This is a genomic window from Roseburia sp. AF12-17LB, assembly GCF_003479605.1.
Lineage (GTDB): Bacteria > Bacillota > Clostridia > Lachnospirales > Lachnospiraceae > Roseburia_C > Roseburia_C amylophila.
In genome coordinates, this window is the sequence record NZ_QUHR01000013.1 from 38,108 (window position 1) to 61,426 (window position 23,319).

Here is a 23,319-nt window from a genome sequence, read left to right on the forward strand (position 1 = left end):
ATGGTCAATAGGAAATGTAAGAAATTTTTTTCAGGACCTCGTTTTTCCGAAAAGTCCTGAATTTTTTTCTTTTTCTTACTCCGGTAAACGGACGGTATCTCCTACCACAATCACTGCCGGCATTGAAATCTGTTTCTCCTGCACTTCTTTTTCGATGGTAAGAAGTGTTCCATAGGCTGCCCGGCTGCTTCCATCAGAAGTTCCATGAATTACTGCTACCGGTGTCTCTGCCGCTGCACCGCCGTTTTGTAATTCTCTTATAATCTCCGCAAGCCTTGTGTATCCCATCAGAAAGACACAGGTTCCATCCATGGCAGCCATTTTGTGAATCTCATCTTTTAATGATTCCTCATCTCCGGCAAAATGCCCGGTCATTACATGAAAGCTCCGGCTGACCTTCCGCTCCGTCACCGGAATTCCGGCAAGCTCCGGCACTGCAATGCAGGAGGAAATGCCGGGAATTACTTCTGTTTCAATGCCTTCCTCCGTCAGTGCGTCTACTTCTTCATTTCCTCTGCCAAAGACAAATGGGTCACCGCCTTTTAACCTTACAACATGCGCACCTTCTTTTGCCTTCTCTATCAGCAGCATATTAATCTCTTCCTGCTTCATGCTGTGTCTGCCACTGCGTTTTCCTACACAGATTTTTTCACAGTTTTCAATGGTAAAATCAAGAAGCCTTGTATCAATTAACGCATCATAAATCAGCACCTGTGCTTTTCTGATTTCCTGCATGCCGCGCAGTGTTATGTATTCATAGGACAGACAACCGGCTCCCACCAGAACTACCTTTCCTGGTGATATTTTTCTATCTGAATATACATCTTTTCCAGATTGCGTCTCCCTATCCGAAGGTGCTCCTTTATCCGAAAGTACATCTTTTGATGTCTTGTTTCGATAATTTTCCAGTAAAATTTCGCATTCAGTTTCTGTCAGGGGACGTCCTTTTCCCATACACACATCTGCCAATTCCATCAGAAAAGCAGCTCTCTTTTTGTCATCTTCGATTGCCATTTTTGCAAAAGGACGAATCTTTTCAAGATAATCCAGGATTTCTTCCATCCGCTCCGGGATGTCTGCGCTTAACCGGGCACGGAACGTGGTTGCTACTCTTGGACTTGCTCCTTCGGTAGAAATGCCGATACTGAGCTTTCCTTCCCGAATCAGTGACGGGAACAGGAATCCACATTTTTCCTTATCATCTACAACATTTACCAGAATATTCCTCTCTTCACAAAGCTTTGCAATCCTTGCATTCAATGTTTCATCCGAGGTTGCCGCAATAACAAAATCCATTTTTTCCAGATTTGTAGTTTCAAAATCCCGCTCGGATAAAATAAGTTCCGACGTATCTGCGTTCTTTTTTCTTTTCTCTTTTATTTCTTCGGAAAGTTTCCAGATTCCATCATCAATCTTTGGTGCAACAACCAGAAGCTCTGGTTCATAAGGCAGCAGCTTTCTTACCTTGCGTTCTGCTACAATACCGCCACCGACAATCAGTCCTCTTTTTCCTTTTAGTTCCACAAAAAATGGAAAATATCCCATCCCGATTCTCCTTTATTGCCTATACTCTGTCACTTAAGTTTCTGCGTCTTAGTTTTCCTGATATAAAATGTCTGCCAGTTCTTTATACGCTTCTCCCCAGCGGGCATTTGGTTTCAGGTTGTAAAGCCGTTTATCCAGTACATAATAGTGATTCTCTTTCACTGCAGTAAGACTGCTCCATACCGGACTGTCAATTAATGTTTCCTGCACATTTTCCAGTGCCGCATCTGTATCGGTTCCCTGTGTAGTCACGAAAATATAATCCGGATCTGCGGTTACGATTGCTTCAAGGCTCAGATTATCCAATAATCCGCTGTCACTGTCTGCAATATTCACACATCCCAAATCCTTTAACAGCTCACCACCTACGCTGCCTTCACTTCCTTTGGCTTTTACACCACTTGCTGCTGCACGTAAAAATAATACGCTTGGATGGGAATCGTCTACTCTCGCCTTGATTTCTTCAATCTGTTTCTGAACATCAAGTCCGTTTTTTTCATATAAATCCTTTCTTCCGGTAATATCTGTACAAATGTCTAACATCTGAAGATATGCGTCAAAATCAGATACATCAAAATATGCTACTGTAACGCCTGCTTCTGTCAGCATATTTTCCATCTCCACATTAGAAGTAGTATTGGTGCTTGCAATTACAAGATCCGGCTGTGTGGCAAGTAATGCTTCTGTATTTGGCTCCTGAATACTTCCAAGATTTACCACATCATCTCCTAAGTCAAGGTCTAATGACTCCCAGGAATCATTGGCTGTTGCCACCAGTTCACCACCGGATAATAACCAGACATCTGCAAAGCTTCCAATCATGGCTGCCACACGGTCATGGGAAGTTACGGTTACATCTCTTCCCAGTGCATCCGTAAAAGTAATCGGATTCTCTTCACTGGCTCCCTCTGTCACTTCATTTCCTGCTTCTGTCACATTTTCTGTACTCTCAATTACCTCTGTCACAGACTGCTGCTCCGTGCTTAAGGTCTCCTTTGTATCCTTATTTCCACATCCTGTCAGTACTGTAAACATTAATGTTACGCAAAGACCGAGTGCTGTTATTTTTGTTCTTACACTTCTGTTCATTTTTTCTTTTCATCCTTTTCCTATTTATTTACTATGAATTGTATTGTACTATATTTTTTTGATTTGTCAAGATATAGAAAATACCTTTCTTTGCATTTAATAAAATAGCAGCACAATCTGTCCACTATTCTACTAAACAAAAAAAGTTATTTACTCCTTCGTTCTCATGCCTGAAGAAGCTTAATAACAAAAAAGAGACCTCCTTCCGTCTTACAGAATTCAGTCTCTTAAGAATCAGTCTCTCGATTCAATCATAATCAATATTCCGTTTTTTAAATCTATCACCGCTTCATCCTCTACAATTTCATTGCTGACGCCCAATGTATTATCACTGGTAAATGCGGCATCCTGCAGAGGATATTTCATTCCGGTCAATGTTACTCCGGTTACTTCTGTTGTAAGAGGAAGTAAGGATACATACTTTCCGAACTGCTGACTCTTTTGAAGAACCGCGCGCTCTTTCAACAGACGAATCCGGTTATGGAAATCTATGAGAAAGCACGGAATATCTTTTGCCAGCGGCTGCATCAGAAGCTGTATATTACCTAACACATGGTCAAGCCTTGTGCCGGTGCCGCCCAATATATGGATTTCACTGCTGTTTCGCTCCATAGCTTTTCCGATGGCAATTTCAGAATCGGTATAATCCTTCTCCGGCTGATACTGGTGCCACTCAATGCCGCTTTGCCGTCGAAATGCTTCCAATATGGTTTTATCTGCCGAATCATAATCTCCTAATATGACATCCGGTTTTATCTGATTGCGGTAACAGAATTCCATGCCACGGTCTGCTGCTAAGATACAATCCGGTTTTACCCGTTCTATATAACTTAATGCAAATGCATCCTCTATGGTTCCGCCATTGATAATCAATGTTTTCATCTTATTTACCACCATTAATGAGATTTAAGAAACATCTGGTGTTCTCTTCCGCATCTCCGCCAAAAACTGCGCTTCCGGCAACAATAATATTTGCTCCTGCATCCATCAATGTTTCAACATTGGAAAGGTTTACGCCGCCATCCACTTCAATATCAAGCTTCAGCTTCCGCTCCTGCACCATTTTCTTTAACTGACGCACTTTATCGATAGTATAAGGAATCAGCTTCTGTCCGCCAAAGCCCGGATTTACTGTCATGATTAATACCATATCCACTTTTTCTAAAATATGTTCAATGGCAGTTAATGGTGTAGCAGGATTTAATGCTACTCCTGCAATGATGCCACGTTCCTTAATAGCTTCAATGGTCCGGTCTAAGTGCTTACAGCTTTCTGCATGCACCGTAATCAAATCTGCTCCGCAGTCTACCAGCTCATCAATATAACGGATTGGCTCATCAATCATCAGATGAACATCAAACATTTTATCGGTGCATTTCCGGATAGAACGGATGACCGGCATTCCAAAAGAAATGCTTGGCACAAAGCTTCCATCCATTACATCGATATGAATGTACTGCGCCCCGGCTTCATCTACCGTCTTAATCTCTTCTCCTAATTTACTAAAATCTGCTGATAAAATAGATGGGGATAAACAATTCATTGTCTGATTCCTTTCTGTATCTGATATTTCTTTCGTATCTTATTTGGCTGTACTTTATTTTCGATATCCTATTTTCTATCTCTTCTCTTTCGATACTCTAATTATTTAATACTTCTTTCTGTCCTTTAATTCTCCATAAAGCTGGCAGTAATTTTCATAACGCACCGGATGAATCTTTCCTTCTGATAAAGCTTCTTTGACTCCGCAGTCCGGCTCACTGATATGGGAACAGCCATGAAATCTGCAATACGGTTCAAAGGCTGCAAACTCCGGATAACAATCCTGCAATTCTTCCTTCTCCATTTCCGGAAGATAAAGAGAACTAAATCCCGGTGTATCCATAATATAACCGTCGCCCTTAAGCTGAATCAGTTCCGCATGTCTTGTGGTATGACGACCGCGCTCTATCTTCTTACTGATTTCACCGGTCTCCATACAGGCTTCCGGTGCTAAAAGATTAATAAGTGAAGATTTTCCCACTCCGGAAGGTCCTGCTACCGTTGTAGTCTTTCCTTCTAATATTTTCTGAAGTTCTTTCAGTCCCAGTTCCTTTTTTGCACTGACAAAGAGTATCTTGCAGCCGCTTGCTTCATAAATAGAAGCAATCTCCTGCTGCTGTTCTTCAGTAATCAAATCACACTTATTAAAACAAAGGATTACCGGAACATCCTGCCGTCCCATCATTACCAGAAAGCGGTCTAAAAGATTAAAATTCGGATTGGGACTTGCCGCCGCAAAAATCAAAAGAGCCTGCTCCACATTGGCAACTGCCGGACGAATCAGTGCATTTTTTCTAGGAAGAATTGCTGCGACATTTCCGGTCTTCTTTTCTTCTGAAATAATATCAATCTCTACATCATCTCCCACCAGCGGTTTCATCTTCTGCTGGCGGAATATTCCTTTTGCCTTACATTCATAAATTCCGGATTCCACTACATGAACGTAGTAGAATCCGGAAATTCCTTTGACTATTTTTCCCTGCATGTGCATCCTTATTTTTCAGTAAAGTTTACAGAGGTCGATACCACATTGGTTCCTGTTGTACCATCTTCGTTGGTATATGTCCAGTCAACCTCAAGGGTACCGCTGCTCATATTTTTAATATTATCTACATTCACAGAACCAGGTGTTGTTCCCTCGAAGGTTGTTGTCCAGAGGGTACTTCCATCAGAACCTTTCAGTGTAACGGTTCCGCCGGTATAATTCTTGCCATCCTGCGGTACTGCTAATGTATCACTCTTATAAGAATAGTATGTGGTCTTCTTGCCTAAACTGATGGTCAGGGTAACGGTTGTTCCACGGTCAACAAATTTGCCATTTACCGGATCCTGACTGATAACAAGGCCTTCTGCCACATCATCACTGTAATCGGTCTTGGTTGTAACATTTAAGCCTGCACCGGTTAATTCATTTTTCGCATCAGTTTCTGAGTGTCCTCTGACATCCGGTACCTGTACGCTTTCAATACCACGGCTCAAAATCAGGGTAATGGTATCACCCTTCTTCGCATTGGTTCCGATATCTGGTGTAGTCTTGATAACATAATCCTGCTGTACGGTATCGCTGTAATCATAATCCGTGCTTACCTTAAAGCCCATATCCTCTAATTTTTTCTGTGCTTCCGAAGACTTATAACCGGCTACGTCAGGAATCGGAACATCTCCTGCTCCGCTGCTGATACGGACAGTAACGGTATCGCCAGCCTTTACAGATTCACCCTTCTTCACACTCTGCTCGGCAATCTGTCCTTCCTCATAATCATCAGAGGAAATCTCCTCGCCTTCTTCTAACTTGATATCAAGCTTCTTATCTTTGATTTCATTCTGTGCTTCTTCAAAAGTAAGACCACGCAAATCAATCATTTCGATTTTATCTTCGGTGTCTGTTTCGGTTTCTGTTGCAATCTCTGTCTCGGTATCATTTTTCTTGTTGCCGCCAAATCGGAAAATTCCAAGGATATTACCAACCAGGCAAATGACGATTCCTACGATGATAACTGCAGCGACAATTCCCATAATAGTAACTGCTTTTTCCATCTTCGGATTGAGAATTCCATTCTCCTTCTCCTCATCCTCTGTTAATTCATCCTCATCCGGTTCTTCTTCCTCTCCTGCTTCTTCCTCTTCATCATAGGAAACTTTTCCGGAGCCTTCCCGGATCTGCTCTAATTCATCCTGTCCGATGACTCTTGTCTTATCATTGCTGCCAAGTGGAACCATGGTAACAAAATCTTCATTCGGACTAATCAGACATTTCTTTAAATCAATCAACAGTTCGCCCATATTCTCATAACGGCGGTCCGGGTTCTTCTGTGTACATTTTAAAATAATCTTCTCCAAGCTGATTGGAAGGTCCGGTGTATACGCGGTTGGTGGAACCATTTCTTCCTGTAAATGCTGGATTGCTACTGCAACGGTAGTATCTCCATCAAAAGGAACTCTTCCGGTTACCATTTCATACATGACAATTCCAAGAGAATAAATATCACTCTTGCCATCTACGAAACCGTTTCTTGCCTGCTCCGGAGAAGAATAATGTACGGAACCCATAACATCAGAATTAATGGTGTTGGAAGTTGCTGCACGGGCAATTCCAAAATCGGTTACCTTTACTTTTCCTTCTGTGGAAATAATAATATTCTGTGGCTTGATATCACGGTGCACAATATTCTTATTGTGTGCAGCCTCAATACCTCTGCCCACCTGAATGGCAATGCTGACTGCTTCTTTGTAAGTCAGTTTGCCTTTCTTCTCAATATATGTCTTTAATGTGATTCCATCCACATACTCCATGACAATATAATGCATGCCGTTTTCGCTTCCGACATCATAGATATTTACGATGTTTGGATGCTCTAAGCCTGCTGCTGACTGTGCCTCTGTACGGAACTTTGTCACAAAATTAACATCTTCACTGAATTCCTGCTTTAAAACTTTAATTGCCACAAAACGTCCTAAGACATGATCCTTTGCCTTATAAACATCAGACATTCCGCCTGCGCCTATTTTCCCAATAATTTCATAACGTTCTGCGATAAACATTCCCTCTGTTAACATATCTTCACCTCATCCGAAAATGGTTTTATTACAATTACTGTAATGTTGTCTTTACCGCCATTTTCATTGGCAGTCTTTACCAGTCTTTCTGCTTGTTCTGCAATATCACGCTGACTGAGCATAATATTTCTGATATCTGCATCCTCTACCATGTTGGTTAATCCATCGGTACACATAAGTATTTCATCTTCCGGATCCAGATTAATCTCAAAGAAATCCACATCCACTTCCGGAACTGCTCCGATTGCCCTTGTAATAATGTTTTTATCACGGTGATTCCGGGCTGTTTCTTTGTCCATCTCACCCATCCGCACCATTTCTTCTACCAGCGAATGGTCTTTCGTAATCTGCCTGATTTCCTGATTTACTACATATAGTCTGCTGTCTCCCACATTGGCAACCGTAAGCACGTTGTCATGAATGGTACAAATTACCAGAGTAGTTCCCATTCCCTTCATTTCCTCATGGTGATTCGCTTCCTCTAACAGCATGGTATTTGCCTGCTTTACTGCAGACTCAATAATTGCAGCCGGCTCTGACAATGTCGACTCACGAATCAGCTTCTCTAATGTCTCTACCGTATATCTGGAAGCATAATCTCCCGCTTTATGTCCTCCCATTCCATCTGCAACAATGAAAAGATTTGGCAGATTACCAATCGGCTGCTCAGAGGAAAAGACATAGTCCTGATTGGAGCTGCGCTTTTGTCCGATATCTGTAATTGAAAAAGTCTTCATGATAGTCCACCTACCTTTCTAAAAATTTCTTTCTTAACTGTCCACAGGCACCATCAATATCTCTGCCCATTTCCCTTCTAATAGTAACATTAATTCCGTTTTTTTCAAGTTTATTTTTAAATTTGAGGATTTCCTCATGGTCTGACTGCACATAATCCCGCTCTTTAATGGGATTTACCGGAATCAGATTAATGTGGCAGTTCATGCCGGAAACCAGCTTAACCAGCCGCTCTGCATCCTCATCCGTATCATTGACGCCGCCCACCAGACTGTACTCAAAAGTGATTCTTCGTCCTGTCTTGTCAAAATAATATCTGCAGGCATCTAAGACCTCGGAAAGCTCATAACTGTTGGCAACCGGCATCAGCTCTTTCCTCTTTTCCTGTGAGGATGCATGCAGGGAAAGTGCCAGTGTAATCTGAAGTTTCAAATCAGCGAGCTGCTTCATCCGTGGCACCAGTCCACAGGTAGATACCGTAAGATTTCTCTGGCTGATATGAAGTCCATGCTCGTCTGTCAGCAGTTCAATGAATTTTACAATATTATCATAATTATCCATAGGTTCTCCGCTTCCCATGACTACCACATTGGAAATACGTTCTCCGATGCTCTCCTGAATCCGGTATATCTGCTCTAAGATTTCCGATGGTGTCAGATTACGCACCAGTCCGTCCAGTGTTGATGCACAGAACCGGCAGCCCATACGGCAGCCCACCTGGGAAGAAACACATACGGAATTGCCATGCTTATATTTCATCAGCACACTTTCTATCATATTCCCATCTGCCAATGCAAATAAGTACTTTCTCGTTCCGTCAATCTTCGAAATCTGTACCAGTTCTTCTTCTAATACTATAAGGTCTGCTTTCTCTTTTAATGTCTCCCTTAAATTCTTCGAAAGATTTGTCATTTCATCAAAGGAGGTGACATGATGGATGTGCATCCATTCATATATCTGCTTTGCCCGGAATTTCTTCTCTCCCAGAGATAAAAGAAATTCTTCTAATTCTTTTAAATTTAAGGATTTTACATCAACTTTTTCTATCATACATTATTTTTCCTTAATCTGGCAATGAAAAATCCATCACTGCCTAATTCATCCGGCAGAATCTGTTCCATGCTTTCTAATTCAAATTCTTTATGATTTGCCATAAACCATGCAACATTTTCTTCATTCTCTCCCACATCAATGGTGCAGGTACTGTAAATCATTCTGCCGCCCGGCTTCACATACTGATGTACCGTGGATAAAATCTCCCGCTGTAATGCGATCAGTGACTTGATATCTTCCGGCTGCATCCGGTATTTGATATCCGGTTTTTTCCGGAGCACGCCCAGTCCGGAACATGGTAAATCGGCAATGACTACATCTGCTTTACCGATACTGCCTTTATCTGATACACGGGCATCCCACTGTTCGGCTGTCATATTGACCACCTGATGACGTTTGATATTTTCTTCTATCAAAGAGACTTTATACTCATTGACATCCCTGGTGATAACCCTGCCACTGCCGGAAAGCAGCTGTGCAATATGTATACTCTTTCCACCGGGTGCTCCGCACACATCAATGACAGTATCATTTGCTTTTACCTCTGCCGCCTCAGCCACCTTCATGGAGCTTAAATCCTGCACATAAAAAAGTCCTTCCGCAAATTCCGGAATGCTGCCAAGATAATCCACACCTCTTACATGCAATGCATAAGGAAGTTTTTCATCTATGTTCACTTCCATGCCACGATTTTTCAAGCGCTCCACCAAGCTTTCTGGTGTAATCTTTGTAATATTACACCTTATGGTCAGTGGTTCTTCTTTCAAAAATGCTTCTGCTATCTTTTCAATCCGTTCTAAGGAATAATTTTTCTCCCAGAGTGTAATCATCCATTCCGGAATGGAACAGGTTACGGATAAATACTGTTTATAAGCTTTTTTCTTATCCGGGTATGCAATCTTATCAAGATTTCTTCCGATATTCCGAAGCACTCCATTGACAAATCCGGAAAGCTTTCCAAAGCCTTTTTTCTTTGCAAGCTTTACTGCTTCGTTGCAGGAAGCCGATACCGGAACACTGTCCATATATTTCATTTCATAGACGGCACTCCGGATAATACAACGGATTACCGGCTTCATTTTATTCACCTTCACACTGGAAAACTGATTGATAATATAATCAAGTTCCAGCATGCGCTCCAATGTGCCCTCGCTGACTCTGGTAATAAAGCTGCGCTCCTGTTTCTCAAGATACTGATATTTGGTCAGTACATCAGAAATCGCCACATGACTGTATATGCCATCCTTTGTTACCGCCAGCAAAATTGCAAGCACCAGTTCCCGGCTGTTCACCGAATCAGTCATCCCGTCGTCCTCCAAATAATAAAATCAGACGCAGTAACTGAAGAATCGCTGAAGCTGCTCCCGCTACATAAGTTAACGCTGCAGCTCCTAAAACTTTTCTCGTATAGCCCAGTTCCTGTTCTCCTAAGATTCCTGTCTCTCCAAGGATTCTTACTGCTCTTCTCGATGCATTAAATTCTACCGGAAGTGTTACAATCTGAAATAATACTGCCAGTGAAAAGCAGATGATTCCTGCTGTAATCAATGCCTGACCACTGCGGCTGCTGATAAATAATCCAATCAGAATCAGCGGCCATGCCAGCGTAGAACCGATATTGGCTACCGGAACAATGGCACCACGAATGGTAAGCGGTACATAATTCTTCTGATGCTGGATAGCATGTCCACACTCATGGGCTGCTACACCAACCGCTGCAACAGATGTCGAACCATAGACACTGTCTGAAAGACTTAAGGTCTTATTTCTCGGGTCATAATGGTCGGTAAGGTTTCCGGAAATATGGCGGATTTCCACATCATAAATGCCTGCTGCATTTAAGATTCTCTGTGCCGCCTGTGCCCCTGTCATTCCGGACATACTGCTGTATTTTGAATATTTTTTAAACGTATTGTTTACATGGGCAGATGCCAGAAGACAGATTACTGCACCAATAATTACCAAGAAATAAGTCGGGTCCCACCAATAATAATATGGCATATGAATTCCTCCTTTTTATTGCTGTTTTGTTCCAAGCACCGTTCCGTTTCCGATTGTAAATCCACGTAAGAAATCAGCAACCGGCATACGTTTTTTTCCTTCTAACTGCACTTCTTCCAGCGAAAGGCGGTCAACGCCTGTCTGTATGACAAGGCTCTGTTTATCTGCCTTTACCACTGTTCCCGGTGCAGCATCCGTATTGCCCGGATGTACCGTTGCCTTCCAGATTTTCAATGTCTTGCCGGAAAGGTAAGTATAGGCACTCGGCCATGGATTCAGTCCACGAATCAGCCTCTCAATCTGCACTGCAGATAAAGACCAGTTAATCTTTCCCAATGACTTCTGAATCATTTTGGTATGCGTTGCAATCTCATTATCCTGTGGTGTATACACTGCTGTACCATCTTCAATGGATTTCATGGTTTCTACACATAATCGTGCCCCGGCATCCTGCAATTTATCAAAAAGGCTGCCACCGGTCTCCTGTGCATCCAGTTCCACAGCCACAGATGCTATCATATCTCCGGTATCCAGGCCTTCATCCATACGCATAATCGTTACGCCGGAAGCCTTCTCTCCATTGATTACTGCCCACTGGATTGGTGCAGCCCCACGGTATTTTGGAAGCAGGGATGCGTGGACATTGATACAGCCATATTTTGGCATCTCTAAAATTTCTTTTGGAAGTATCTGTCCAAAGGCTGCTACCACAATGATGTCCGGCTGATATTTTGCCAGATATTCTATGCATTCTGAACGGCGTACCCGCTCCGGCTGATACACTTCAATTCCATAGGCGATTGCAGCTTCCTTTACCGGCGGATACTGCATGCTCTTTCCTCTTCCCTTGGGTTTATCCGGCTGTGTTACCGCAAGCACTACTTCATGACCTGCTGCCACAATTGCCTCTAATGTACCCACCGCAAAATCCGGTGTTCCCATAAATATTACTTTCATTTCTAACCCTCCTCATAGACTACATCATGAAGCTCGCCCTCTACTTTTTCCATATACATATGTCCATCCAGATGGTCTAATTCATGACAGATTGCTCTTGCTAAAAGCTCTGTTCCCTCAATCTCATATTCATCACCATCTTCATTAAATGCACGGGCTTTTACATAATTGGGTCTTGTAACCGTTCCTGCCTTACCCGGAAGACTTAAGCAGCCTTCATCCCCTGTCTGGGTTCCGGAGGTCTCAATAATCTCAGGATTAATCATAAGAATCGGGCCATCTCCGATATCAATAACTACCATTCTCTTTAAGATTCCAACCTGCGGTGCGGCAAGTCCCACACCATTGGCTTCATACATGGTTTCTAACATATCATCTGCCAGTTCTAAAATCTTTGGTGTTATCTCTTTAATTTCTTTACAGGTCTTTGTCAATACCGGATCTCCTACTGTCCGGATCTGTCTTAATGCCATTTTTGCTTCCTCCTTAAATCTCTTTCTCTAAAAGCCATTTACCGGGTCAAAATCAAATTGCACCGATACGTTTCTTACTCCCTGTTTTTCTTCCATAAGCTGTTCTACTTTATCTTTTATCTGAATCAACACACCATAATCCGGGTGTTTGAAATAAAGTACTTTTTTATAAATGTCATTTACCCTGGCTACTGCTGCATCTGCTGGTCCAATCATCTGAAGCTTTTTATCAGCCTGCACTTTTTCCATGGTATCTGCAAGCTCTTTTGCACATGCATAGGCTTCTGCTTCTTCTTTTGATGCACAAAGCACAACCAGCATATGCCATACCGGCGGATAACGCATTGCCTGCCGGTAGAAAATTTCCTCTTCATAGAACTGGTTATAATCCTGATTCTTTGCACAGATGACACTGTAGTGCTCCGGATTATAAGTCTGGATAATGACCTCTCCCGGTTTCTCACCTCGTCCTGCCCTTCCGGCTGCCTGGGTCAGAAGCTGAAAGGTTCTCTCAGCGGCATGATAATCGGATACATAAAGAGATAAGTCTGCCGCCAGCACTCCTACTAATGTTACATTTGGAAAATCATGTCCTTTTACAATCATCTGGGTTCCAATCAGGATATCTGCTTCCTGATTGGCAAATGCGGAGAGGATTTTCTCATAGCTGTCTTTGCTTCTTGTGGTATCAAAATCCATCCGAAGAATCCTTGCCTCAGGAAATTCTTTTTTTACCAGCTCCTCAATTTTCTGGGTTCCGGCTTTAAAACCACTGATATATTTTGAACCACAGCTCGGACATATCTTAACATGATTTTGCTCATAACCACAATAGTGACATATCAGTTTTCCATTATTATGTGCATGCAATGACACATCACAGTGGGGACATTTCATTACATGACCACAGGCACGGCAGGATACAAAGCCTGCCATTCCCCTGCGGTTAATAAATAGCATAACCTGTTCTTTCCGCAATAACCGCTGCTCTATTTTTTTATGAAGGCTTCTGCTTAAAATCGAAAAGTTTCTTGCCTTTAATTCTTCTCTTAAGTCCACAATTTCACATTCCGGCAGTGGCTTTTCCTTCACCCGCTTATCCATGGAAAGGAGTAAATAGTCACCCTTTTTCGCATGATAAAAGCTTTCTATGGAAGGGGTCGCCGAGCCTAAAATCACGGTGGCACCGGACATTCTCGCCCGCTCTATTGCGGTTTCCCTTGCATGATACCTTGGTATCGTCTCACTTTTATAAGTGCCCTCATGCTCTTCATCTATTATAATATACCCAAGATTTGAAAAAGGTGTGAACAAAGCAGAACGAGGGCCAATCATAACATCAATTTCACCTTTTTTTGCCCGCTCAAACTGGTCGGAACGCTCTCCCGGTGACAGTTTCGAATTCATAATGGAAACCCGGTCGCCAAACCTATGGTAAAACCGCATCACCGTCTGATAGGTCAGTGCAATCTCCGGAATTAATACGATGGACTGCTTTCCCCTGCCGGCAGCTTCTGCAATCAGCTCCATATATACTTCTGTCTTACCGCTTCCGGTCACTCCGTGAATGAGGCACGGCTTCTTTTCTGTTCTGGCATTTTCTATCACTGCATCCACCACTTTTTGCTGCATTGCATTTAAGGTCAGGGTATAGGCTCCCATCTCCTGTGTACGGACAGGATTACGGTAAGTCCGCACTTCTTCTACCGTTATAACTCCCTGCTGCACCATTGCTTTGATGACATCTGCCGTAATATGAAGCTTTTTGGTTATTACATCATAACTTAAGACAGTTTCTTCTAACAGTGCTTCTAACAGTCTTGCCCGGGCAGTTCTGTGCTTTCTTTTCAGTTCTTCCAAAAGGCTTGCTGCCTCATTAAAAGGAAGCATAAGGCGTACCAAACGGCTCTTTTTTTCTTTGGCTTTCTCTTTAATTGGAATCACTGTCTTTAATGCCTGGTTCATGGTTCCACCATAATTTTTACGCATCCACGCTGCCAGGGCAATGAACTGTGATTCAATCTGCATGGCATTGTTATCAACGGCTTTAATGTCCTTTAATTTTGCCGTGTCAAATTCTGCTTTATCTGTCAGTTCTAACACATAGCCCTTTATCGTCCGGTTTCCAAAGGGAACAATGACCTGCATTCCTTCCGTTATCTCATCCTTCATTTCCGGTGGAATCCGATACTGAAAGGTTTTATCTAATTTTTCATGAGAAATATCAATTATGATATTGGCATATTTTGCCATAGATTCACCTCATCTACTGTTCTCTATCATTTCCCGTTCGTTCATCGGATAAAAATGTCCTTCTATCTCCTGATACTCTTCATGACCTTTTCCTGCCACTACAATCAAATCGCCCTCCTGTGCCTGAGAAACAGCATAAGAAATGGCTTCTCTTCTATCCGGGATAATTTTATACTTTCCTTTCGTTCTCTTCATTCCCTGTTCGATGTCAGAAAGGATTGCCTCCGGCTTTTCATATCTTGGATTATCCGATGTCAATATCGTGACATCCGAAAGTCTTCCTGCTGTCTCCCCCATCTGAAACCTCCGCAGCGGAGAACGGTTTCCACCGCAGCCAAACAATAATACCAGACGCTTGGGCTGATACTGCCGCAATGTCTTTATCAGTGATTCCAGACTTGCCGCATTATGGGCATAATCAATGACTACATCAAATTTATCTGAAATTCTTACTTCTTCAATTCTTCCTTTTACTGAAACATTTCTTAAGGTTTTCCTTATCGTCTCCGGGGAAATTCCAAGGAGATGTGCTGCTTCCATGGCAGCAAGGGAATTATATACATTGGCAGTTCCGGGCATTTTTAATACGATTTCATCCTTTATCCACCCGGTTGTCTGATATGTGACATTTAATCCACGACTGCTTCTTTCATATAGGATATGCTCTGCTCTTATATCACAGGGTTGTTCGATTCCATAAGTATAAACCGGAGCCGAAAGATCCGCTGTCATAAAACCATGATATTTATCATCTGCATTGATACAAATCATCCGGCTACGCTCAAAAAGCCGTTTTTTACAGCAGGCATACTCCCGGAAACTCCGATGCTCCCCCGGTCCGATATGGTCCATGGACAGATTAGTATAAATTCCAATGGCAAAGGTGATTCCTTCCACCCGGTAATGCTTCAGTCCCTGGGAGGATACTTCCATCACACAACAACTGCATCCGGCATCCGCCATTTCCCGCAGTTCCTTCTGTAATACCAGGGCATCCGGTGTCGTATTGCTGCCTGGCTTTTTTAATCCATCGCTTCTTCGTACGCCAAGAGTTCCGATCAGTCCGCATTTTACCCCGGCTTCCTTTAACATCTGATACAGCATACAGGCAGTCGTGGTCTTTCCTTTTGTTCCGGTAATTCCTATCATCTGCATGGCTTCTGCCGGTGCACCATAATAATTTCTGGCTATCCATGCCATGGCTTCACTGGTATTGCGTACCCGGATGACTGTCACATCACCTTCCACCCAGACATGCTTTGATACTACACAAACCGCTGCACCTTTACGAATTGCCTGAGCAAGATAATCGTGCCCGTCTTCTCTGCTTCCCGCAAGGCAGATAAACATGCTTCCTCTGACCACCTGTCTGGAATCATGGCAGATATGTGTCACCTTACAATCCATCGTTCCCCGTGTACAAATATATGTAACCTGCTTTAGTAAATCCTTAAGATATGCCATAGACGTATCCTTAAAAATACACTTTTATCATTATATGCTACCGGGTGGGTTTTTACAAGTTTTCCACTTTTTATTTATGAAAGATTTCATAATTTCTTACAGATATTTTATGAAATTACGAAACAGGGTGATGCTGCAAATGTATTTATTGTGTAACCGAAATAACCGGATGTTCACGAAATCTGAATGTAACATAATGACCTGCAAGAAGCACTAAGAATTCTGATATTGTTATGATTTGTTCCGGCAACCAGCGCAAATTCACATCCATGTTCATATGCGCTTCACTGCCACATCCATGTGTCAGCGTTGCCTGTTTTTATACAGAATTCCAAGTGCTTCTAACAGGTCTTATCATACATTCGTCCTTTCGTGAACACCCAGTTATTTTACACACAAAAATTACCAGCCGCATTCCATCCCTGTTTCATAATTTCATAGTATTTTTCTAAATTCAAAGGAGATACTTTTCTTATGATGAAGAATAATTTTATGATATGCGGACTCACGGGCTGGTGCATGGAAATTATCTTCACCTCCCTTGATTCTGTCCGCAATAACAATTTTAAACTGACGGGGCATACTTCTATCTGGATGTTCCCGATTTATGGCATGGCGGCGGTTATTCCGCCTGTTTATAAGCACATTCATAAGCTGCCTGCCATCTTCCGGGGTTCCATTTACTCTGCCGGTATCTTTGTCTGTGAGTATCTGACCGGAACCTTCTTAAAGAAAAAGGGCATCTGTCCATGGGATTACAGCAATGCCAAAACCAATATCAACGGTGTCATCCGCTTAGACTATGCGCCTCTCTGGATGATGGCAGGTCTCCTATTTGAACGTGTTACCACTGTTCCCCGGAGAAAATCTTAAATCCCCTTTTCTGCATAAAACAGCATCGCACGGAACTTCTTTATTAAGTCCGTGCGATGCCTGAATCCTGCAATGTCCTGTTACGCTTATGAGTCTAAATCATCAATATCTGCGCCAGCTCCAATATCTAACGTATTTAAAGTACGGCGTTTCATTCTTGCAATTTCGGATGCTTTTAAGATGTAATTTTTTACTTCCCTGGAATGTTTGATATGTGTCAGCCGAAGCTCCGGTGTGGTAACATCTCCGGTATAACAGATTACAGTTCCAAGTCCGAACATCCGCTCCAGCAAAGTTGCCGTTAATTTTACATCCTGTACCTTATACATATAGCAGTCATTTTCTTCAATTTTGAATAAGCCTGCATCTACAGTAATTACACTTGGTTTGATGTTATATTTGGTAAAGGTCCATGGCAGACCGAAAAAGAGTATTCTCTTGCGTTCTGTGTACTGGGCATCCTCATCAAAGTCCATCTGCATGTCATTTCTTTCCTCAATCATTTTTGCTCTCCTTCTCTTTGCATCACCTTATGATACCCTACTTTATCATATACTGAAAAATTTTTCAAATTTCAGAATATTGCGTCTTTATATTTTACCTTGAATTTTATATTTTATTATTATATGATAGTAAAAATGCCTAGATGACATTACTAAAAACATCATACAGGAGGAATCTTATGCGACACTTAATGAGTCCCCTCGATTTATCCGTAGAGGAGCTGGATCAACTGCTGGATTTAGCAGGTGATATTGAAAAAAATCCACAAAAATATGCACATGCCTGTGATGGCATGAAACTTGCAACCTGTTTCTATGAACCAAGTACCCGTACCCGTCTTAGTTTTGAAGCTGCCATGTTAAACCTTGGTGGTTCTGTTCTTGGTTTTGCCAGTGCAGACAGTTCATCCGCAGCAAAAGGTGAAAGTGTTTCCGATACTATCCGAATCATTTCCTGTTACGCAGATATATGTGCCATGCGTCATCCAAAGGAAGGTGCGCCTCTCGTAGCTTCCCAGAAATCTTCTATTCCAGTAATCAACGCCGGTGATGGCGGTCATCAACATCCAACCCAGACATTAACTGATTTATTAACCATTCGTTCTTTAAAAGGGAAATTAGACAATATGACAATCGGTTTATGCGGTGATTTAAAATTCGGCCGGACCGTGCACTCTCTGATTAATGCACTGATTCGTTATCCCGGAATCCGCTTCGTTCTTATTTCTCCGGAAGAACTTAAAATTCCGGACTATATCCGCGAAGACGTTCTGGTAAAAAATAATATTCCGTTTGAAGAAGTAACAAGACTGGATGATGCAATGCCAAAACTTGATATTCTTTATATGACCAGAGTGCAGAAGGAACGTTTCTTCAATGAAGAAGATTATGTCCGTCTGAAAAACTATTACATATTAGACAAGGAAAAAATGAAGCTTGCCAAGGACGATATGTATGTTCTTCATCCACTTCCTCGTGTCAATGAAATATCCGTAGAAGTAGATGATGACCCAAGAGCTGCTTATTTCCGTCAGGCACAGTACGGTGTCTATGTGCGAATGGCTCTAATTCTTACACTATTAAAATGGAGGTAATCAATATGTTAAATATCAGTGGAATTCATGAAGGTTTCGTTCTCGACCATATCAAAGCCGGTATGAGCCTTTCTATCTATCACAATTTAAAGCTGGACAAGTTAGACTGTACCGTTGCCATTATCAAGAATGCCAAAAGCAATAAAATGGGAAAAAAAGACATCATCAAAGTCGAATGCCCGATTGATGCCTTAGACTTAGATATCTTAGGTTTTATCGACCACAATATTACCGTAAATATTATCAAAGGCGATAAAATCGTTGAGAAAAAGGAACTGCATCTTCCAAAGCAGGTAAAAAATGTAATCCGTTGCAAGAACCCACGCTGCATTACTTCCATCGAACAGGAATTAGACCAGATTTTCCTGCTCACAGATGAAAAAGAAGAAACCTATCGCTGCAAATACTGCGAAGAAATGTATACCGACTACGGTTTTCGTGCATGAGTAAAATTGTTAAAAAGTGCACAGGAACGAATTCCTGTGCACTTTTTATGAAACTATATAACTGCTTTTCTTTTCCCCTAGAAAAAAACTTACAGTTTTATCTTTTTATCTTGTCAATTGTCCACAGATTTTCTCTACATCATAGTCTGGTGCCATATCTCTTGCCAGTTCATATATATTTTGAATTTTTTCTGGAGTTTCTTCTAGCATATCCGCAATTTCTTCTACAGATTTTCCTTTTTTCATTTTCTTTATTACAAGTGAAACTAAACTCTGCTCTATTCCATGCTCGACTCCTGCCTCAAATTCTGCTTTCCTTAATTTCTTTTCCTCTTCCTCTTTGTCATATTCAAATATACTCATAGCAATTACCTCCGCCTGATTTTTCCTAAGGAAATCTGCCAGAATATTTTCATGGATGCATTCTGCAACTGCTTTTTGTACAGCAGCATCTACTGGCATCTGTTCCGTAAAAACACGCACTTTTGCGACATAAATGGAATATTCCCTCAATATCTGGCACTGGGACATTAACTCCGTGTTGTGCCCCACATTCACATTAAATGTGGTAACAACAAGCTCCAAAGATGGATTGTCTGTTGCATGATAAAACGCATCTGACAGCCGTCTGGTACAACAATCCTCTATCGGCATGCTTCCGTTATAAAATACAATAAAATGGGGATTTGGAATTTTCTGCAACGCAGAAGAATATAGGGATTTCTTATCTACAAGCCTCTGGTATTCTGCTGCAATATAAAATAATAGCATTTTCTAAAGTTACAATTTCCAGCGCATCTGCATCCGTATAATTACTGCTATTAACCGCATTATAAAGTGACAGCAAAGCTTCCTTTTCCGAAAATAGCATGCGAAAAATAGTGTCCTTGAATTTACGGTTTGCTACCTGTGTGTTTTCATTTGTTTCTCTTGTCATAGGCAAGTCCTCCTTGTATGTGGCAGGAGAACCATTGCTACAAAATCCACTGCTGTACCTCTCCTGCTTTTTTGATTAATTAGTGAATAAAAGCATAGATAGATACAGAAATGTCATGTTCAAAATGAAACAAGAATTGAATAATAGAATTTGCTATTTCGATTGTATTAATGTATGCTTTTTTGTATTTTAACATATGTCGCACAATGGGACAAGATGGAAAAGTGCACAGGAACGAATTCCTGTGCATATAGATAAAAAGGAAGCAACAGATTACTCTGCTGCTTCCTTTTATGTCATCGATATTATTACATAATATCAACGATTACTTTTTTGTTTTCTTTTGAGGCTGCTGCTTTCACAACAGAACGGATTGCCTTTGCAATGCGTCCCTGTTTTCCGATTACCTTACCCATGTCGGACTGAGCTACGCGCAGTTCCAATACGATGGCTTTCTCGTTCTCTGTCTCTGTGACATTGACCTCATCCGGGTAATCTACAAGTGATTTTGCAATTACTTCTACTAATTCCTTCATAGGTACACCTCACTATTTTACGATACCGGTTGCTTTGAAGATACGGTTTACGGTTTCTGTTGGCTGTGCGCCGTTTGCTAACCATTTCTTAGCCAGTTCTTCATTTACATGGTACTCACTAGGATCCTTAGTTGGGTCATAAGTTCCAATCTCTTCGATGCATTTTCCATCTCTTGGGGAACGGGAATCTGCAACTACGATTCTATAGAAAGGAGCCTTTTTCTGTCCTAATCTTCTTAATCTGATCTTTACTGCCATTACTGTTTCACCTCCTTGAATTATGCTATCCTAAGCAAATGCTTATATGTTAAAAAGGAAACTTGAATTTTCCCATTTTACCACCGCGTCCACGTCCACCCATAAGTCCGGGCATCTGTTTCATCATTTTCTTCGCCTGTTCAAACTGCTTTACCAGACGGTTTACTTCACTGATATCTACCCCTGCACCTTTTGCAATCCGGTGCTTACGGCTCGGATTCAAAAGTGAAGGATTACTTCTTTCCTTCTTTGTCATGGAATAGATGATGGCTGTTGTACGTGCCATATTTTTCTCAGCTTCACCTTCATCAATATCCGGCATCTTTCCGCCGCCAAGTCCCGGCAGCATACCAAGAATATTTCCAAGGCCGCCCATTTTCTTCATCTGTTCCATGGAAAGCAGATAATCATCAAAGGTAAAGTTTGCTTTCTTCAGACGCTGCTGCATGTCTTTGGCTTTCTCTTCATCTATATCAATCTCGTTCTGTGCTTTTTCAATCAATGTAAGCACATCGCCCATGCCAAGAATTCTACTTGCCATACGATCCGGATAGAACTGTTCCAAATCAGAAAGTTTCTCTCCCATACCAACATAAAGAATCGGTTTACCGGTTACTGCACGGATGGATAATGCCGCTCCACCTCTGGTATCACCGTCTAACTTTGTCAGTACAACTCCATCAATTCCAATCTTCTCATCGAACGTTCCCGCCACATTTACGGCATCCTGTCCGGTCATGGCATCTACAACCAAAATGGTCTGTGCCACATCCACATTTTCTTTTATCTCAATCAACTCATCCATCATATCTTCATCTACATGAAGACGTCCGGCGGTATCTAAGATGACTACCTGATTGCCATTCTTTACTGCATGCTCTACTGCTGCTTTTGCAATATTTACCGGCTTATTCTTATCGCCCATGGAGAATACTTCAACTTCCTGCTTCTCTCCATTGATTTTCAACTGCTCAATCGCAGCCGGTCGGTATACATCGCAGGCTACTAACAACGGCTTCTTGCCCTTCTGTTTTAATTTACCTGCAATCTTAGCGGTCGTCGTTGTCTTACCAGCTCCCTGAAGACCCACCATCATAATAATGGTAATCTGCTGTCCCGGACGAAGTGCTATCTCCGTCGTCTCGGAGCCCATGAGCCTGACCATCTCTTCATTTACAATCTTAATTACCATCTGTCCAGGATTCAGTCCGTTCATTACATCAGAACCAATTGCACGCTCCTGCACTGCTTTGGTAAACTGTTTTACTACTTTAAAGTTAACATCTGCCTCAAGCAGAGCCATCTTTACTTCTTTCAGTGCTGCCTTCACATCATCTTCTGTAAGACGTCCCTTACTGCGAAGATTTTTAAACACATTTTGAAGTTTCTGTGAAAGACTGTCAAATGCCATATTACAGCTCCTCCAATATCTCTCCTGAAATTCTCTCTATCTTATCAATTACTGTATCTGCGCGTTCTGCCCTGAAGCTTTCCGCTAATTTGTTAATCTCTTCTACCTTCTGCTTCGTCTCTAGGAATTTCTTTACCAGATGAAGCTTCTCTTCATAGCCTTCCAGCATCTTATTGCACCGCTTAATCAGATCATGTACACCCTGGCGGCTGATGCCCTCGCAGGAAGCTATCTCGCCTAAAGATAAATCATTGAACACGAAATCTTCGTAGATTCTTCTCTGATGTTCATTGAGCAGCTCTCCATAAAAATCATATAAATAAGCCTGTTCTACTTTTTCTTCCATGTTCTCACTCCTTGCGACCTTAGCTATCATACTATAAAGGAAGCAGGGTGTCAAGTATTTTTTCTTGACACCCTGCTTTTTCTTCTATTACACTCGCTTTTCATTTTTCCGAATATTTGTTATACGCTCCTTTTTACAATTCATCAAGAAATTTCAGAGTTGCAAAGTCTGCCACCGGCAGCTTCTTACAGATACTTTACAATAGAACAAAGAATGTGCCTTAGTGCATCCTCGCGGAACGTTTTTTACTTTACAGGAAAGCAATTTCCTGCAAAGTTAAAAAAAAACCTTGATATCATCAAGGCTTTTTTCATGCAGGAGATGGGACTTGAACCCACACGATATTGCTACCACAGGCACCTGAAGCCTGCGCGTCTGCCAATTCCGCCACTCCTGCGAACAAATGATATTTTACCGTTTCAACGGTAATAAGTCAACCCCTATTTTTAATTTTTTCCCTTTTTTTGAAAAAATATATAAAATTGACAAAAATCGAAAAAAGTTAAAAATAGGCATTGACAATTGTCCCGGAATTTGTTACTATTTACAAGTCGTCATGAGACGTAAGTTCATACGGTATGCGGAAGTGTCGGAACTGGCAGACGAGCAAGACTAAGGATCTTGTAAGCATTGCGCTTGTGTGGGTTCAAGTCCCATCTTCCGCATTCAATGAAAAGATGAGGAAACCTTTATTGTACCGACCCCTAAAAGTTAGACCAAAAAATCTAACGATTGGAGGTCGGTAT

Annotated in this window: 24 protein-coding genes and 2 tRNA genes; 4 read left to right on the plus strand and 22 right to left on the minus strand. The window is 41.7% G+C overall.

The window, feature by feature from the left end; all coding sequences use genetic code 11:
* Window positions 1–75: 75 nt before the first annotated feature.
* The 14 genes from cobA to DWV68_RS13025 all read right to left on the minus strand — a co-directional run bounded on the left by cobA (window position 76) and on the right by DWV68_RS13025 (window position 16,169).
* Complete coding sequence (gene cobA / locus DWV68_RS12960) at window positions 76–1,545, minus strand: uroporphyrinogen-III C-methyltransferase (protein ID WP_118056826.1); 1,470 nt, start codon at window positions 1,543–1,545, stop codon at window positions 76–78.
* 48 nt (window positions 1,546–1,593) lie between these two features.
* Entirely contained in the window at window positions 1,594–2,634 is a 1,041-nt protein-coding gene (locus tag DWV68_RS12965; RefSeq protein ID WP_118056827.1) for an ABC transporter substrate-binding protein, read from the minus strand.
* Window positions 2,635–2,868: 234 nt separating this feature from the next.
* On the minus strand, window positions 2,869–3,516 hold the full coding sequence (locus DWV68_RS12970; RefSeq protein WP_118056949.1) for a thiamine diphosphokinase: 648 nt from the start codon (window positions 3,514–3,516) through the stop codon (window positions 2,869–2,871).
* Between the two features lies 1 nt (window position 3,517).
* Window positions 3,518–4,177, minus strand: a complete 660-nt coding sequence (gene rpe / locus DWV68_RS12975; protein WP_118056829.1) for a ribulose-phosphate 3-epimerase — start codon at window positions 4,175–4,177, stop codon at window positions 3,518–3,520.
* 105 nt (window positions 4,178–4,282) lie between these two features.
* Window positions 4,283–5,161, minus strand: coding sequence for a ribosome small subunit-dependent GTPase A (rsgA, locus tag DWV68_RS12980; protein WP_118665985.1), 879 nt, complete (start codon window positions 5,159–5,161; stop codon window positions 4,283–4,285).
* Between the two features lie 8 nt (window positions 5,162–5,169).
* Window positions 5,170–7,233: a Stk1 family PASTA domain-containing Ser/Thr kinase gene (gene pknB / locus DWV68_RS12985; protein WP_117698491.1), complete on the minus strand. Its 2,064-nt coding sequence runs from the start codon at window positions 7,231–7,233 to the stop codon at window positions 5,170–5,172.
* Window positions 7,227–7,970 carry a Stp1/IreP family PP2C-type Ser/Thr phosphatase gene (locus tag DWV68_RS12990; RefSeq protein WP_118087338.1) on the minus strand — a complete coding sequence of 248 codons (744 nt, stop codon included), beginning with the start codon at window positions 7,968–7,970 and terminating at the stop codon, window positions 7,227–7,229. Before DWV68_RS12990 ends, pknB begins: the two co-directional genes overlap by 7 nt.
* 10 nt (window positions 7,971–7,980) lie before the next feature.
* Window positions 7,981–9,018 (minus strand): 23S rRNA (adenine(2503)-C(2))-methyltransferase RlmN, encoded by a 1,038-nt coding sequence (gene rlmN / locus DWV68_RS12995; RefSeq protein ID WP_022243174.1) that lies wholly within the window; start codon window positions 9,016–9,018, stop codon window positions 7,981–7,983.
* Window positions 9,015–10,325: a 16S rRNA (cytosine(967)-C(5))-methyltransferase RsmB gene (gene rsmB, locus DWV68_RS13000; RefSeq protein WP_118665987.1), complete on the minus strand. Its 1,311-nt coding sequence runs from the start codon at window positions 10,323–10,325 to the stop codon at window positions 9,015–9,017. Before rsmB ends, rlmN begins: the two co-directional genes overlap by 4 nt.
* Complete coding sequence (locus DWV68_RS13005; RefSeq protein WP_118087335.1) at window positions 10,318–11,022, minus strand: zinc metallopeptidase; 705 nt, start codon at window positions 11,020–11,022, stop codon at window positions 10,318–10,320. The genes rsmB and DWV68_RS13005 overlap by 8 nt, the downstream gene beginning before the upstream one ends.
* A 15-nt stretch (window positions 11,023–11,037) precedes the next feature.
* Window positions 11,038–11,979 carry a methionyl-tRNA formyltransferase gene (gene fmt / locus DWV68_RS13010; protein WP_118087334.1) on the minus strand — a complete coding sequence of 314 codons (942 nt, stop codon included), beginning with the start codon at window positions 11,977–11,979 and terminating at the stop codon, window positions 11,038–11,040.
* A gap of 2 nt (window positions 11,980–11,981) precedes the next feature.
* Window positions 11,982–12,452, minus strand: a complete 471-nt coding sequence (def, locus tag DWV68_RS13015) for a peptide deformylase (RefSeq protein WP_117698487.1) — start codon at window positions 12,450–12,452, stop codon at window positions 11,982–11,984.
* A gap of 27 nt (window positions 12,453–12,479) precedes the next feature.
* On the minus strand, window positions 12,480–14,705 hold the full coding sequence (priA, locus tag DWV68_RS13020; RefSeq protein ID WP_118665989.1) for a replication restart helicase PriA: 2,226 nt from the start codon (window positions 14,703–14,705) through the stop codon (window positions 12,480–12,482).
* 9 nt (window positions 14,706–14,714) lie between these two features.
* Window positions 14,715–16,169: a UDP-N-acetylmuramoyl-L-alanyl-D-glutamate--2,6-diaminopimelate ligase gene (locus DWV68_RS13025; RefSeq protein WP_118087332.1), complete on the minus strand. Its 1,455-nt coding sequence runs from the start codon at window positions 16,167–16,169 to the stop codon at window positions 14,715–14,717.
* A gap of 474 nt (window positions 16,170–16,643) precedes the next feature.
* On the opposite strand from DWV68_RS13025, the gene DWV68_RS13030 reads away from it, so the two are divergent.
* Complete coding sequence (locus DWV68_RS13030; protein WP_117840866.1) at window positions 16,644–17,042, plus strand: putative ABC transporter permease; 399 nt, start codon at window positions 16,644–16,646, stop codon at window positions 17,040–17,042.
* Window positions 17,043–17,128: 86 nt separating this feature from the next.
* Here the strand turns inward: DWV68_RS13030 and DWV68_RS13035 are convergent, their stop codons facing one another.
* Complete coding sequence (locus DWV68_RS13035; protein WP_022243182.1) at window positions 17,129–17,545, minus strand: PH domain-containing protein; 417 nt, start codon at window positions 17,543–17,545, stop codon at window positions 17,129–17,131.
* Window positions 17,546–17,724: 179 nt separating this feature from the next.
* Between DWV68_RS13035 and pyrB the strand changes: the two genes are divergently transcribed.
* Both pyrB and DWV68_RS13045 read left to right on the plus strand, forming a co-directional pair.
* Window positions 17,725–18,639 (plus strand): aspartate carbamoyltransferase, encoded by a 915-nt coding sequence (pyrB, locus tag DWV68_RS13040; RefSeq protein WP_022243183.1) that lies wholly within the window; start codon window positions 17,725–17,727, stop codon window positions 18,637–18,639.
* Window positions 18,640–18,644: 5 nt separating this feature from the next.
* Window positions 18,645–19,085, plus strand: a complete 441-nt coding sequence (locus DWV68_RS13045; RefSeq protein WP_022243184.1) for an aspartate carbamoyltransferase regulatory subunit — start codon at window positions 18,645–18,647, stop codon at window positions 19,083–19,085.
* A gap of 105 nt (window positions 19,086–19,190) precedes the next feature.
* Here DWV68_RS13045 and DWV68_RS13050 read toward each other — a convergent pair whose 3' ends face one another.
* The 7 genes from DWV68_RS13050 to DWV68_RS13075 form a co-directional block, all read right to left on the minus strand.
* Window positions 19,191–19,856, minus strand: coding sequence for a hypothetical protein (locus DWV68_RS13050; protein ID WP_330419945.1), 666 nt, complete (start codon window positions 19,854–19,856; stop codon window positions 19,191–19,193).
* Window positions 19,810–20,022, minus strand: a complete 213-nt coding sequence (locus DWV68_RS15010) for a hypothetical protein (protein WP_330419946.1) — start codon at window positions 20,020–20,022, stop codon at window positions 19,810–19,812. The genes DWV68_RS13050 and DWV68_RS15010 overlap by 47 nt, the downstream gene beginning before the upstream one ends.
* A gap of 308 nt (window positions 20,023–20,330) precedes the next feature.
* A complete protein-coding gene (locus DWV68_RS13055) occupies window positions 20,331–20,558 on the minus strand; it encodes a KH domain-containing protein (RefSeq protein WP_022243186.1) in 228 nt (75 codons plus the stop codon).
* A 12-nt stretch (window positions 20,559–20,570) separates the two neighbouring features.
* The gene (gene rpsP / locus DWV68_RS13060) at window positions 20,571–20,816 is read right to left on the minus strand and encodes a 30S ribosomal protein S16 (RefSeq protein WP_022243187.1); all 246 of its coding nucleotides are present in this window, start codon (window positions 20,814–20,816) and stop codon (window positions 20,571–20,573) included.
* 49 nt (window positions 20,817–20,865) lie between these two features.
* Window positions 20,866–22,227, minus strand: coding sequence for a signal recognition particle protein (gene ffh, locus DWV68_RS13065; RefSeq protein WP_118665991.1), 1,362 nt, complete (start codon window positions 22,225–22,227; stop codon window positions 20,866–20,868).
* A gap of 1 nt (window position 22,228) precedes the next feature.
* On the minus strand, window positions 22,229–22,573 hold the full coding sequence (gene ylxM, locus DWV68_RS13070) for a YlxM family DNA-binding protein (protein ID WP_117840863.1): 345 nt from the start codon (window positions 22,571–22,573) through the stop codon (window positions 22,229–22,231).
* 313 nt (window positions 22,574–22,886) lie between these two features.
* Window positions 22,887–22,970: transfer RNA gene (locus DWV68_RS13075), tRNA-Leu, on the minus strand.
* Between the two features lie 183 nt (window positions 22,971–23,153).
* On the opposite strand from DWV68_RS13075, the gene DWV68_RS13080 reads away from it, so the two are divergent.
* Window positions 23,154–23,238, plus strand: a tRNA-Leu gene (locus tag DWV68_RS13080).
* Window positions 23,239–23,319: the final 81 nt, after the last annotated feature.

Bases quoted from the DNA above. Each gene is read 5' to 3' on its own strand.
- cobA (WP_118056826.1), bottom strand. From the start codon at position 1,545: ATGGGATATTTTCCATTTTTTGTGGAACTAAAAGGAAAAAGAGGACTG.
- rpe (WP_118056829.1), bottom strand. From the start codon at position 4,177: ATGAATTGTTTATCCCCATCTATTTTATCAGCAGATTTTAGTAAATTA.
- DWV68_RS13035 (WP_022243182.1), bottom strand. From the start codon at position 17,545: ATGATTGAGGAAAGAAATGACATGCAGATGGACTTTGATGAGGATGCC.
- DWV68_RS13050 (WP_330419945.1), bottom strand. From the start codon at position 19,856: ATGCTATTATTTTATATTGCAGCAGAATACCAGAGGCTTGTAGATAAG.
- rpsP (WP_022243187.1), bottom strand. From the start codon at position 20,816: ATGGCAGTAAAGATCAGATTAAGAAGATTAGGACAGAAAAAGGCTCCT.
- rsgA (WP_118665985.1), bottom strand. From the start codon at position 5,161: ATGCAGGGAAAAATAGTCAAAGGAATTTCCGGATTCTACTACGTTCAT.
- DWV68_RS15010 (WP_330419946.1), bottom strand. From the start codon at position 20,022: ATGACAAGAGAAACAAATGAAAACACACAGGTAGCAAACCGTAAATTC.
- DWV68_RS13030 (WP_117840866.1), top strand. From the start codon at position 16,644: ATGATGAAGAATAATTTTATGATATGCGGACTCACGGGCTGGTGCATG.
- def (WP_117698487.1), bottom strand. From the start codon at position 12,452: ATGGCATTAAGACAGATCCGGACAGTAGGAGATCCGGTATTGACAAAG.
- rsmB (WP_118665987.1), bottom strand. From the start codon at position 10,325: ATGACTGATTCGGTGAACAGCCGGGAACTGGTGCTTGCAATTTTGCTG.
- DWV68_RS13025 (WP_118087332.1), bottom strand. From the start codon at position 16,169: ATGGCATATCTTAAGGATTTACTAAAGCAGGTTACATATATTTGTACA.
- pknB (WP_117698491.1), bottom strand. From the start codon at position 7,233: ATGTTAACAGAGGGAATGTTTATCGCAGAACGTTATGAAATTATTGGG.
- priA (WP_118665989.1), bottom strand. From the start codon at position 14,705: ATGGCAAAATATGCCAATATCATAATTGATATTTCTCATGAAAAATTA.
- ylxM (WP_117840863.1), bottom strand. From the start codon at position 22,573: ATGGAAGAAAAAGTAGAACAGGCTTATTTATATGATTTTTATGGAGAG.
- DWV68_RS12970 (WP_118056949.1), bottom strand. From the start codon at position 3,516: ATGAAAACATTGATTATCAATGGCGGAACCATAGAGGATGCATTTGCA.
- DWV68_RS12990 (WP_118087338.1), bottom strand. From the start codon at position 7,970: ATGAAGACTTTTTCAATTACAGATATCGGACAAAAGCGCAGCTCCAAT.
- fmt (WP_118087334.1), bottom strand. From the start codon at position 11,979: ATGAAAGTAATATTTATGGGAACACCGGATTTTGCGGTGGGTACATTA.
- DWV68_RS13045 (WP_022243184.1), top strand. From the start codon at position 18,645: ATGTTAAATATCAGTGGAATTCATGAAGGTTTCGTTCTCGACCATATC.
- rlmN (WP_022243174.1), bottom strand. From the start codon at position 9,018: ATGATAGAAAAAGTTGATGTAAAATCCTTAAATTTAAAAGAATTAGAA.
- pyrB (WP_022243183.1), top strand. From the start codon at position 17,725: ATGCGACACTTAATGAGTCCCCTCGATTTATCCGTAGAGGAGCTGGAT.
- DWV68_RS13055 (WP_022243186.1), bottom strand. From the start codon at position 20,558: ATGAAGGAATTAGTAGAAGTAATTGCAAAATCACTTGTAGATTACCCG.
- DWV68_RS12965 (WP_118056827.1), bottom strand. From the start codon at position 2,634: ATGAACAGAAGTGTAAGAACAAAAATAACAGCACTCGGTCTTTGCGTA.
- DWV68_RS13005 (WP_118087335.1), bottom strand. From the start codon at position 11,022: ATGCCATATTATTATTGGTGGGACCCGACTTATTTCTTGGTAATTATT.
- ffh (WP_118665991.1), bottom strand. From the start codon at position 22,227: ATGGCATTTGACAGTCTTTCACAGAAACTTCAAAATGTGTTTAAAAAT.